Annotated in this window: 15 protein-coding genes; 1 reads left to right on the top strand and 14 read right to left on the bottom strand. The window is 56.6% G+C overall.

The window, feature by feature from the left end:
• Positions 1-255: 255 nt before the first annotated feature.
• Positions 256-870, bottom strand: coding sequence for a ribosome biogenesis GTP-binding protein YihA/YsxC (gene yihA, locus ACMTNU_RS19185; protein WP_413936897.1), 615 nt, complete (start codon positions 868-870; stop codon positions 256-258).
• 166 nt (positions 871-1036) lie between these two features.
• Here yihA and mtgA point away from each other — a divergent pair, with 166 nt between their 5' ends.
• Complete coding sequence (gene mtgA, locus ACMTNU_RS19180; RefSeq protein ID WP_413936896.1) at positions 1037-1696, top strand: monofunctional biosynthetic peptidoglycan transglycosylase; 660 nt, start codon at positions 1037-1039, stop codon at positions 1694-1696.
• 16 nt (positions 1697-1712) lie between these two features.
• Here the strand turns inward: mtgA and ACMTNU_RS19175 are convergent, their stop codons facing one another.
• From ACMTNU_RS19175 to ACMTNU_RS19115, 13 genes are all read right to left on the bottom strand, one after another.
• Positions 1713-2156: a VOC family protein gene (locus ACMTNU_RS19175; protein ID WP_413936895.1), complete on the bottom strand. Its 444-nt coding sequence runs from the start codon at positions 2154-2156 to the stop codon at positions 1713-1715.
• Positions 2156-3037 (bottom strand): isoaspartyl peptidase/L-asparaginase family protein, encoded by an 882-nt coding sequence (locus ACMTNU_RS19170; RefSeq protein ID WP_413936894.1) that lies wholly within the window; start codon positions 3035-3037, stop codon positions 2156-2158. Before ACMTNU_RS19170 ends, ACMTNU_RS19175 begins: the two co-directional genes overlap by 1 nt.
• On the bottom strand, positions 3034-3600 hold the full coding sequence (locus tag ACMTNU_RS19165) for a hypothetical protein (protein ID WP_413936893.1): 567 nt from the start codon (positions 3598-3600) through the stop codon (positions 3034-3036). The genes ACMTNU_RS19170 and ACMTNU_RS19165 overlap by 4 nt, the downstream gene beginning before the upstream one ends.
• Before the next feature lie 97 nt (positions 3601-3697).
• On the bottom strand, positions 3698-4165 hold the full coding sequence (gene dtd, locus ACMTNU_RS19160; RefSeq protein WP_413936892.1) for a D-aminoacyl-tRNA deacylase: 468 nt from the start codon (positions 4163-4165) through the stop codon (positions 3698-3700).
• A gap of 80 nt (positions 4166-4245) precedes the next feature.
• The gene (locus tag ACMTNU_RS19155; RefSeq protein ID WP_413936891.1) at positions 4246-4767 is read right to left on the bottom strand and encodes a methylated-DNA--[protein]-cysteine S-methyltransferase; all 522 of its coding nucleotides are present in this window, start codon (positions 4765-4767) and stop codon (positions 4246-4248) included.
• Between the two features lie 10 nt (positions 4768-4777).
• Positions 4778-6394 carry a murein biosynthesis integral membrane protein MurJ gene (gene murJ / locus ACMTNU_RS19150; RefSeq protein ID WP_413936890.1) on the bottom strand — a complete coding sequence of 539 codons (1617 nt, stop codon included), beginning with the start codon at positions 6392-6394 and terminating at the stop codon, positions 4778-4780.
• A 167-nt stretch (positions 6395-6561) separates the two neighbouring features.
• Positions 6562-7077: a bactofilin family protein gene (locus ACMTNU_RS19145; RefSeq protein ID WP_413936889.1), complete on the bottom strand. Its 516-nt coding sequence runs from the start codon at positions 7075-7077 to the stop codon at positions 6562-6564.
• A 115-nt stretch (positions 7078-7192) separates the two neighbouring features.
• Positions 7193-7888, bottom strand: coding sequence for a TPM domain-containing protein (locus ACMTNU_RS19140; protein ID WP_413936888.1), 696 nt, complete (start codon positions 7886-7888; stop codon positions 7193-7195).
• The gene (locus ACMTNU_RS19135) at positions 7842-8735 is read right to left on the bottom strand and encodes a TPM domain-containing protein (protein WP_413936887.1); all 894 of its coding nucleotides are present in this window, start codon (positions 8733-8735) and stop codon (positions 7842-7844) included. Before ACMTNU_RS19135 ends, ACMTNU_RS19140 begins: the two co-directional genes overlap by 47 nt.
• 33 nt (positions 8736-8768) lie before the next feature.
• On the bottom strand, positions 8769-9371 hold the full coding sequence (locus ACMTNU_RS19130) for a LemA family protein (RefSeq protein WP_413936898.1): 603 nt from the start codon (positions 9369-9371) through the stop codon (positions 8769-8771).
• A gap of 204 nt (positions 9372-9575) precedes the next feature.
• The gene (locus ACMTNU_RS19125) at positions 9576-10082 is read right to left on the bottom strand and encodes a PilZ domain-containing protein (RefSeq protein ID WP_413936886.1); all 507 of its coding nucleotides are present in this window, start codon (positions 10080-10082) and stop codon (positions 9576-9578) included.
• Positions 10083-10245: 163 nt separating this feature from the next.
• Positions 10246-11034, bottom strand: coding sequence for a succinate dehydrogenase/fumarate reductase iron-sulfur subunit (locus ACMTNU_RS19120; RefSeq protein ID WP_413936885.1), 789 nt, complete (start codon positions 11032-11034; stop codon positions 10246-10248).
• A gap of 65 nt (positions 11035-11099) precedes the next feature.
• The coding region (locus ACMTNU_RS19115; RefSeq protein WP_413936884.1) for an FAD-binding protein at positions 11100-11809 on the bottom strand (710 nt) is incomplete at its 5' end.

The raw sequence follows: 11809 nt of genomic DNA, 5'->3' as shown, positions 1-11809 counted from the left end.
GTGAACACCAGCGATGCACAACTTATTCCATGAACTTCAGAGTCAGGACACTAGCAGGATGCGGAAAAAGACCGCCACCGGCGTTCTCGCATCGCTCAGAGGCTCAACGTACGGCCCAGAGTACGATTCGCCTCTTCGCTCGCTGCGGCCTTGCTGGACGGCCTTTTTGCGCATCCTGCATGAATATTCAACGTCCTCTCACAGCTCAATATCCGTGACGGCGACACGGGTCAAAATGAGTTTTTCCGCAGCCTGCTAGACGTCTCGCCGTCGGCCGGCCGCTTCACGCAGAGATCCCCACAGCCGATCTCTTCCCTCCCCCGTCATGGACGAATAGGGAATCACGGCGTCTTCATCGGCAACTCCTAAACTCTGATGGATCTGGCGCACGGTTCGCACCCGTTCGTTGGTCTTCAGCTTATCGACCTTGGTCACAACGATGAGTGGATCATGCCCGATTGAACGGAGCCAGGCCATGGTCTGCCGGTCCTGATCAGTCACAACACGACTGTCCACTAACAACACCACCCGGATCAGCGCAGTGCGACCGAGGAGATAGCTTTCCAGCAAGGGGCCCCATTGATTGCGCACGGTTTTCGGGACGTTTGCGAATCCGTAGCCAGGCAAATCCACGAGATAGAACTGCGAGAGATGGAGATCTGATGTCGAGATCTGAAATACGTTCACGGCTTGCGTTTTCCCAGGGGTCCGACTGACTTTGGCCAGGTCTCGACGATTCAGTAACGAGTTGATCAAGGACGACTTTCCGACATTGGAGCGCCCGACAAAGGCAACCTCTTGTAGCGCGCCGGAAGGAAACTGTTCTGGAGCGAGACAACTTTTGATAAACTCGACTGCGAAGATTTTCATGTCGTTAGGCTGATGAATGGATTCGAACCGGAAACCTAGCCACAGTCCCGTCTTTCTGCGTCACTACACATACGAGCCTCCTCCGCTCAAGTCAACCGGTCGCAGCAGAATTCGGCGTGTCTTGCTGTGGAGCACCCTCCTCATTGGATTTCCGCTGAGCATCCTGATGCTGAGCTGGTTCATGACCTTGCCCGATGTGGAGCGACTCACACGAACCAACCCGACATCCAGCGCGCTGATGGAAGCCCGGCAAACTCAGGCAAAGGAGCAGGGACGTTCCGTCAAGCGCCAGTGGATGTGGGTTCCGCTTTCTCGTATTTCTCCACATCTTCGCCATGCAGTCGTGGCTGCGGAAGATGCGTCGTTCTTTACTCATGAAGGATTTGACTGGGAAGGCATCAAAGACGCCGCCATGCACAACCTTGAAGCCGGTGAATTCAAACGTGGTGGAAGCACCATTACACAGCAGCTGGCCAAGAATCTCTACCTATCGTCCGAACGGTCCCTCTTTCGGAAAGCCAAGGAAGCACTGATTACTTGGGAACTCGAACAACGCCTTTCCAAAATGCGTATTCTTGAACTGTACCTCAATGTGGCCGAGTGGGGACATGGCGTCTACGGCGCGGAAGCCGCAGCCCAGCATCATTTCGGCAAACCCGCCCACGAACTGACGTCCGACGAAGCCGCCTGGCTCGCGGCGATGCTGCCCTCACCGCGCCGATACGACCCGTTACGAAAAACGACCTTTTTGACCCGTCGGCATGAACGTATTCTGAAATGGATTGATCGGCAATCCGCCGCACCCGTACCGGTCACCGAGGAGTAGGACCGCTGAGTTGCGGCTATTCTGCATACTCCGAAGAATCGCCGACCTGACCGTGATCCTGTTCACCGAAGATGGCCGATTCATGAGTGTAGTGTTTGAATTCGAGCAGATTGTGCGACGGGTCTTTGAGAAAGAACGTCCGGTGCTCGATACGCGTGCCTGGGAAACGCACTCGCGGCTGCTGATAGAAGGTAAGATCCTGCGCCTGGGCCCGATCTGCCAGATCCTGCCATTCCTCCAGCGAGAGAAACACCAGCCCGAAATGACTGGGGTAGATCCCTTTCTGCTTCGGAGGCTGGTCCTGCACGAGATGTGCGACAAGTTGGTGGCCGGCTAAACCGAGGGTCACAGCCTGTTTCGATTGTCGCCCGACGGTACAACCAAGGCCGTCCACGTAGAACCGTAGGGCTGCATCAATATCGTGTATCGGAAATGCGAGATGAAAGAGGCTGGTCGTCATCAAAATCGGTCTCTCACGGTCGGCTTGCCTTTGCCATCCCACCACCCAGCCGCCATATGCAAGGTCACATGGCTGATGGCAAACTGCCCTCTCGGGGTAAGGACCAGCGTACCGGCTGATCCGTTTACTCTTGTGACCAGCTTCTGCAGTACCCATCGCGCCGCCGTCTCTGCTGTCTTTCCCTGCCCTAGCCGATCACAGATTGTTTTCGCAACGGCCACACGCATGATGCTCTCACCCCATCCAGTCATCGACACCGCTCCGGTCTCATTGTCAGCATACACTCCACAGCCGATAATCGGCGTATCCCCGACTCGTCCGGGCAGCATAAGATCGATCCCCCCGGTTGATGCACCGGCAGCGACTGTCCCAGACCGGTCCAGCGCAACAGCCCCGACTGTTCCATGCCGATCCCTCTTCATGGTCATCTGCCTGAGCATGGAACCGTACGAGAGCCTGCCTCTCGCAGTTTGACGCTTCTGAAGCTCTATCCTGTGATGCTTAGCGAACTTGGTCGCCAGAGGGCCGACGAGCAAGACATGCGCCGTCTCTTTCATAACGAGGAGAGCGGCCGTAATCGGATGAACAATACCTTCGATGGAGGCGACAGCACCAGCACGTAAGCATTCCCCTTCCATGATCGACGCATCCATCCGTCGGACTCCATCCAGCTGTCGATGAGCCCCGTTTCCCGCATTGAAGAGCCCGCTGCGCTCGAGAATTCGAATGGTCTGCTCCACGGCGACAAGTGCGGAACTTCCACGATCCAAGAGGTGATAGCCGACTTGCAATGCGCGACACAGACACGCGGCTTGTGAGGAGGTCATGGCACGGGAGCCGGCACCGCCGTGCGCGAGAATGATCGGTCTGATGGGTTTCAATTTAGGAGCAGATCCCGGGTCCTTTGGTAGGCAGAATTCTGCATACGATCGAGGTCAGATCGCACAAAGCCCAGGCCGGTGACACAGAGCTCAAAGTTCTCCGATAATTTCTTGAACAACGGCAAGCTGGTTTCCGCATCCTCACGACCGATCTGCGCCACGATCCCATACGACCGCTTCCCGGTCTTCACATAATCGACGAGGAAATCCTTGTGGTAAATCCGCCCTGCCGTTTTGAGGCGACGCAGATATTCGGGAAACAATCCCGCCATAAACAGCGTGAAATCACCGATATGACGGTGAACGTCTCGCTCACGATCCAGCGATTGCGCTTCGAACATGACCTCAGACTCGAAGAGTAAATCTACAACCGAATCGACCGGCTGATCCTTCCGGTTTCTAATTTTATAGAGTTGATCTGTACGGGTAAAATCGACCAACAGGTTGGAGACGTAGGATGTGACCTTGGCATCGGGCCAACCGAGGTGTTCCGTGAAACTCTTCTCGGTCAGGGCACCAAAGAGTTCTCTGAGCGGGTGCCGAAGAGGAACTTGAGCTCCCATCTCCACCTCCTGTGACGTCGGTGTGACTTACGGTCAGTATACCAAATCCGGACCGGGAACGGGTTGTCACTCTTGTCGATCTATCGGAACTCCTCCGTCAGATCTTGAGCCGTGAGACACCTCCTTCCCGACTATCCAACACAAAGGTCACCGGCCCATCGTTGACCAAAGCCACCTGCATATGCGCCGCGAAGATCCCTGTCTTAACCATCGTTCCGGTCTCTCGCAGTCCGGTCGCAACCTGTTCATAGAGCCCCTTAGCCGGATCAGCAGGAGCCGCATCGTCAAAACTCGGGCGTCGGCCATTGCTCGTCCGGCCCAAGAGGGTGAATTGAGAGACCAACAACACTGCGCCGCCCACATCAGCCAGCGATCGATTCATCTTCCCCTGTTCGTCGGAGAACATGCGGAGGGTCATGATCTTGTCAACCACATAGCGTACGTCGGACTTGTCATCACCCTTTGCCACACCCAGTAACACCATCACGCCTTGCTGGATCTGCGCAACAATGTGCCCATCTACCTCGACCGAAGCACTGGTGACACGTTGAATGACTGCTTTCATGGTGAGAGTCACTGGTCAACTGTCATTCGTCATTAGTTATAGGCAAACTGTATCGAGGGATCTTCGTCTTTGACCAATGACTAATGACCGGCATTCACGTAGCGAAGCGTGCCTTCCAGCGACAACAATTTGCGCTTCATGAATAGCCCCCCTGAAAACCCTCCAAGCGTGGCATCCTGGGCGACAATCCGATGACAAGGGATCACAACCGGGATCGGGTTCGCACCAACCGCGTTACCGACCGCACGGGCATACTGTGGTCCACCCACACGCGCGGCAACCCACTGATACGAGCGCAGCTTGCCGTACGGCACACGGAGAAGCACCCGCCAGACCTGCCGCTGGAATACCGTCCCTTGTGACAGATCGAGCGGCACGTCAAAGGTGTGTCGCGTGCCGGCAAGATAGTCGAGTAGTTGACGGCGAGCGACATCCAGTCGTGCGGACTCGCCTCGCTGCAGTAGCCCTTTTGACTGGGCTCTGAGGTCAGCCTCCACCGCCCGTTCCGACCGTTTCGGCAAAACAATGGCCTGAATTCCTTTTGAAGACTCCGCAATCCCCATCCACCCCCAGGGTGATCTAAACATCATTACCTTGTCCATAGACCGCTCCTCACTCTCTCGCGAAACGCCCGAGCTTGCTGCGCACCATCCTCCAAAGGACCCCCAGTTCTTCAGACTGGAATAAGGCATGGACGCCGAGATATCCGCCTACACTCAGTCCAATGCCGACGAACAGCATCGCGGATTTCGCAATCCACTCGTCAGGTCGGGCCCAAATCTGTGCTTCGGCGACCCACCAACAAGCCGCTATGATCGGTACACAGCCAATCCCTACCCGACCAGCCGAACGGAGCACTGAAAACCAGTCGACGCCGCCGAGTCTCCGATTGAGTACCGCCACGAGAATTCCGCCGTTGACCATCGCTGCCATGGCCGTGGCGAGGGCAAGCCCTGCCGCCCCCAAGCGCGACATCAAGACTAATGAGAACAGAATATTTGCCACGACTGCAATGGCGGCTGAAATAACCGGCGTCGTGGTGTCCTTCAGCGAATAGAAGGCCGAGACAATGATGCGCACTCCGCCGAATGCCCATAAGCCGACAGCATAGCAGAGCACCGCAAGAGCAGTTTCAGCGGTATCATGCGCCGTAAACGTGCCATGTTCAAACACCAGGTGCACGATCGGAGTCCGTAACACGATCAATCCAACCATGGCCGGCAGCATGATAAAGATGATCATGCGCAGTCCAAACCCGAGCGTTGTGCGCAGTTCATCCAGCGCGCCTCGTGCCGCTTGGGCCGACAAGGTGGGCAGGATGGCGGTGACCAACGCCACGCCGAAGACGCCCAAAGGGAATTGGATCAATCGCATGCCGTAAAAGAGATAGGTGGGCCCACCGGCAAAGAACGACCCCAGGATCGTGCTCACGGTAATATTGATCTGTGTGACCGACAACCCAAGCAACGACGGAATCATCAGTCGACCAATCTTTTTCACCCCTGGGTGACCGGGATTGAATGTGAACCCAAACAGCATGCCTCGTCGCCTGAGTCCCGGCAATTGCATCGCAAACTGCGCGGCGCCACCGGCCACCACCCCGATCGCAACCCCGATGATGGGTTCCGGCATAGCCGGGGCCAGGAACAGCGCGCATCCGATAATGAACAGATTGAAAAAGACCGGTGAAAACGCCGGTGCGGCAAAGGCCCGTAATGAATTAAGCACTCCCATGGCCAGTGCCGCTAAACTGATGAAAATGAGATAGGGGAACATGATGCGCGTGAGCAACGTCGTCATTTCCAGCCGGGTCGGATCGTCATGGAATCCCGGCGCCAAGAGCCACACAATGCCTGTCGATCCCAGAATCCCGACCAGCGTAATGCCCGTCACGATCGTCAGTAGTGTCGTGAAGGCGGCACTTGCCAGTTCCCACGCATCCTGCTTCGATTTCAGTGTGTGGTATTCGGTGAAGACGGGAATAAACGCGGCGGACATCGAGCCCTCGGCAAAGAGCTCACGGAGCAGATTCGGGATCCGATAGGCGACAAAAAACGCATCGGCCGCAGGAGTCGCCCCAAAGAGTCGTGCGATGACCATGTCGCGGATAAATCCGAGGATACGGCTGGAAAAGGTCGCGACGCCGATCACCCCGGCTGACTTGATGACTGACTGATTCTCGTCCTGCTGTGTCGGTGGTGCAGCGGGGGAGGCGGTCGGCTCTGCCATGGACCGGATTCTAGCGGAACGCTCGCGGGGCGTCTATCGAATGTGAAGGTGGTCTGATGCGCCGGTCGCTTGGAGCCTGATTACTCGCGGGCAACACCAGCCACACAAGGCAGCGATAAACTCCTGACGCATGTTGGACATCGCGCCAGGAGTCTTCGAGCAGTCGTCTATGCAGCCAGTCGAATGGGTGGCCGACTGGTCATGCTCGTGGAACCCGTGTCTGTATCACGCAATACTTCGGCCTTGGCCTGGGGTTTCATTTCCAACGTCCCATTGAACACCACCCCCTCTTCCATCGAAAGCACCGGCGTCGTCAGGCTGCCTTCAACGACAGCGGGCGCGCATAACACGATCTGGCTGGTCGCCTCAATGTCCCCCGTGATATGCCCATGACAGACGACAGCTCCTGCCGTCACTTTTGCTTTAATCACTGCCTCGGGACCAACGAGCAGCCCACCATCCGTGTGGATTTCTCCGTCCAAGGCCCCATCGATTCGCACGGTCCCTGAGTAGGTGATGACACCCTTGAACTGGACGTCTTTGCCGACAAACGCGACTTCATCCGGTAATATCGGGCCGTTGTGTTTCGGTAACGCGCTCCGCCGATCCTCTACCCATCGCTCTTGTTCTCGCTCCTGTCCCCGAGCCATGTCACCCTCCACCGCCTCCTCATGTTTCCACATCGTATGCCTCCTCCTTGTCGAGATTGGTCTGGCCAGACGAGCAGCCCCGCCGAGTCTCTCCTCTATCGGCTGATCGCGATGTTTTATTAAGTGGCAGGGAAGGGAGATGAGCAGCTTACGACTCTATGACCAATTCATTCGATAATTCATCAGGATTGTCGCCCGGGCGACCAGGACTTACCTCAGCAAGCAACGTGCCACACACCTGGATCCCTTGACATAACCCGCCGACGATATCTCCCCTTGTCAACCCGCTGATCGCAGCCTCAACGACCGAGGACCAACGCTCCGATGGCACTCGCTGTGCAATGGATTGATCCGCCAACACATAGATTTGATGTTCCAACAGCGACACCATCATCAACACACCGGTGCGCTCACGTGTCTGCGAGACCGCATATTTCGTGAACGCCCGTTCTGCCCGAAGTCTTACTTTATGATGCATGCGATCCGTCGGAGTCAGGAAACGAATACACGGAGCCAGAGTCCCCAGCCAGACGCCGACGCCATACGCCGTAATCGTCACCACGACGAGCCATGCCGCGTTGGAACCATGCCATCCCCAAGGAAGCCAGACTATTTCCGTGGTGAGCATGAGCGTCAGAACCACTAGGGAAAGCAACAAGCCGGCGCGATGCTGGGCATCGCGGTAGAGTCCAGACCGCCTGACGATCATGGGAACGATTTCAGCATTGGTATGCTGCTCCGCCGCGTGCACCATCAATCTGATCCGTTCACGTTCCTCCGCTGTCAGCTCCAGTCGCTCACCAGTTTCCACTGGCACCCCCTCCCCCAAAGTCACCTCCGCCACCGCTGAATCCTCCCCCGCCACCGAACGATCCCCCACCCCATCCACCACTACGGCTGCTATACCAAATCCAATCATCCAGCCCTCGAGATCGAGTGGTTCGCCCTCTTGTCCCCGCTGCACCAAGAAGTAGCAGCAAGACCGCCGTCACGCCACTCGCAAGCACTGCAGGCACGACCCAAGGCGCAAGGAACGTTGCGATTCCTGCACCGGCAACCGGGCCGATGAAGCGATGCACACTAGTGAACAGGAGTCCGACGAACAACCCGGCAATGACCGCCACTATGACCTGCTCGACCACAGCACTTCTTTCCCGAGGGGGAATATTCTCAGCGGCCTGGTAGGTTCCTTCAATGGCCTTCACAATTGCCTGGGTTCCTTCTAGGATCCCATCGGACAGATGACCAGCTCTAAACCGAGGAACGATCTCATTCCTGATGATCTGTGCCGATCGAATGTCGGTCAGGACACCTTCTAACCCGTACCCGACTTCGATTCGTACCTTGCGTTCTTTGATCGCCACCAGCAAGAGCACTCCGTTGTCCGTCCCTTTTCGACCGAGTTCCCAGGTGGTGGCCACGCGATGCGCGAACTCCTCGAGAGACTCGCCTTCGAGGGAAGGGATGGTTAGAACGGCAACTTGATTGCTGGACTGCCCTTCATGTGCCGTGAGGCGAGCGGTGAGCGCCTCCACGGTTGCCTGTGGTAAGACATGAACGAGATCGACGACCCGTCCGGTCAACGGAGGGACATCAAGTGCCAATGCGTGTGAAGCTAGGGTCAAGGTTGAGGCTAAGCTCAAGCATGAGACAAACCATCCGAGAACTGGGACTGCTAGTTTCCGATCCACAGTCTCACCCTCGACCTGAGCCTCAACCTATTCTCAAAATGTTACTTCCGGGGGTTTCGCCACGGCTTTTTCGTCGGCCACCGTAAAGTTGGGCTTCTCTTCCAAATGCAAGAGGAACTTCGCAGTGAGGTTCGTCGGGAAATAGCGAACCATCTTGTTGTAGTCCGCTACTCGATCGATATACCGCTTGCGGGCCACGGTAATTCGATTTTCCGTTCCTTCCAGCTGGCTCTGAAGATCTCTGAAATTCTGATCGGCCTTGAGGTTGGGGTAGTTCTCAGCGATCGCGATCAGTCGCCCCAACGCTGAGGCCAACCCCGCTTGAGCCTTTTGAAACGCCTCGAATGCAGCCGGGTCTTTCAGCACCTCCGGCGTCACTTGCATTCCAGTGGCTTTGGCCCTGGCGTTGACAACGCCCTCCAGCGTTTCTTTTTCATGGGCAGCATACCCCTTGACCGTTGCCACAAGGTTGGGAATGAGGTCTGCGCGGCGCTGGTATTGATTGATCACCTCACTCCACGCGGCCTTCGTATCTTCATCCAAGCCTTGGAGATCATTGTACCCACACCCAGAGACAGACAATGCCATGACCGTTGTTGCTGTGATCACTGCCGTTTGCCACCACCTACGTCCCATCATTTCCTCCTTCAGCAATACCCTTAGCCCTCATTCTGTAGGGCGCTGTGCCTTGCGAATCGGGCTGTCATGCTACCACGGGGAATAATCATGAAGATATCTCGGTCAAGGGCCTCACGCTGAGAAGAGGGGGCACTCGACAGAATCGATGGGTCACACGGAAGAGGCTGGTGACGGAGGAAGAATCTACTCGGCAAGCAACGACTAAGCAACCTTTAATGGGTCCAACGAAGCGGATCTCGAACGGGCTTGGATAAATGCCGTCAAGCGTTTATCCTCTTGCGCTCTGCGCAGAAACTTGAATGCAATCCCGCGGGTGCTGACTGAGCGAACAATGGCTGCCGCCTCGACCGGCGGCTCATCCTTGGCGAGGATGATCTCGAGGTAAAAGATATCATCAATCCGCACATGAGCCTTGCTTTGGATAATGCAACCCCCTAATGACATATCCAATACGGTACCTTCCCCCCGCACTCGTCCCCCGGAAAAAGAGAGAGAGAGCCTGACTGGAATACGCATGTATTCCCGACGCTCAGTGACCTGAGAGGCGCTCCTGAGACTCTTGCGACGGGCGAGAAATCGATGGTCACACCGTTGACACTGAAAGGGTACCATCCACAGCAGCGACGCGATCAATTCACGTGGTGAGTGCGCTTCCACGCGAACGGCACCGTCCTGTCGACATTGAGGACACACGATCTGTCGCCCCATGACACGCTCCGACATGCACCATCGTAATCACAGCCCTTGACCGCACTATAAAGGCCTTTCCTTCACAGTCAAGCTCATTACCTTCTGGCGCAATCAGCTTCCGGCCTGCTGTTCCGCCGGGAGGGGGTCAGATTGAATAGTCTTGAAGTCCGCGTGGGTTCTGCTATGAAGACTCCGCGTGGGGGGACTCCGGCTCACTGGGCAGGCCGGATTCAACGATGCCGGCACGGAGATATTCATGATTGAGATTGGCAATGAACCGGGTACTGATGTTTTTGGGGCACACGGCCTCGCACTCATACTGATTGCCACAGGACCCGAACCCTTCCCGGTCCATCGCCTCAAGCATGGCACTCACACGACGTGCTCGCTCCGGCCTTCCCTGTGGAAGGGTCGCTAAGTGGGATACCTTTGCCGCCACATACAGCATGGCTGAGGCATTCTTACAAGCTGCGACACAGGCCCCACACCCGATACACGACGCCGCATCCATTGCGGTTTCCGCTTGGTCTTTTCCGATCAAGATGACGTTCCCGTCCACAGCGCCACCAGTATTAACGGAGATATATCCGCCCGCCTGCATGATGCGATCCAGCGCACTGCGATCCACGACCAAGTCCTTCAGAATCGGAAAGGCTTTGGCCCGCCAGGGCTCAATCGTAATGGAAGCCCCATCAGAAAACCGTCTCATGTACAGCTGGCAGGTCGTGATCCCCTGGTCCGGGCCATGGGGAATCCCATTGATAACCAGGGAGCAACTCCCGCAAATCCCTTCCCGGCAATCCTGCTCGAACGCCACCGGCTCTTCACCATTGCCGAGCAGTCTCTGATTGACCCCATCGAGCATTTCTAGAAACGACATGCCGGGGCTCACATCCTGCGCCTCGTACCTGATGAACCGACCCCGTTCGTGCGGGCCATTCTGGCGCCAAATGTTCAGGGTGAATTTCATAGCGTGTGCAGCAACCTCACTCGTATTTCTTTCACCCCTTACTCCTCACCCTCACCTTTTCCCGGCTATTGGTAGCTTCTCATGGTCGGCGGCACGAACTCGAACGCCAGCGGTTCCTTGTGGAGAACCGGCACAGCTCCATCCCGATACTCCCATGCCGCAACATAGGCGAACCGCCCATCGTCCCGCTGTGGCTCACCATCCTCTGTCTGATACTCCTCCCGAAAATGCGCGCCACATGATTCATGCCGATGGAGAGCGTCGTGACAGAGCAATTCGGCAAATTCGAGATAGTCCGCCACCCGTCCCGCATACTCCAACTCCTGGTTGAACGCACTTCCCGCCCCCGGGACCATCACATCTCGCCAAAATTCCTCACGAAGGTTGGGAATCGCTTGCAATGCCGAGGTGAGTCCCCCTTTGTTGCGCGACATGCCGCAGTGATTCCACAAGAGCGTCCCGAGTTCTCGATGGAACATCGCCGCGGTTCGACGTCCCTTCACCGTCAGCAGGCGGTTGACCCGCGTCTCAACGCGCCGAATGGCCCCGCGAGCCTCTGCATGATCGTCCGGAACAGAGAGAAGTTTTGCCGTCGCCAAGTAATGGCCAATGGTATAGGGAAGGATAAAGTAGCCATCGGCAAGTCCTTGCATCAATGAGCTGGCACCCAATCGGTTGGCACCATGGTCCGCAAAGTTTGCCTCACCGATGACGAAAAGCCCCGGGACCGTGCTCATCAAATTGTAATCCACCCAGAGCCCCCCCATCGTATAGT

The organism is Nitrospira sp. BLG_1, assembly GCF_047338595.1.
Taxonomy (GTDB): Bacteria; Nitrospirota; Nitrospiria; order Nitrospirales; family Nitrospiraceae; genus Nitrospira_D.
The sequence above is the reverse complement of the archived record's forward strand: the minus strand, read 5'-3'. Positions and strand labels throughout refer to the sequence as shown.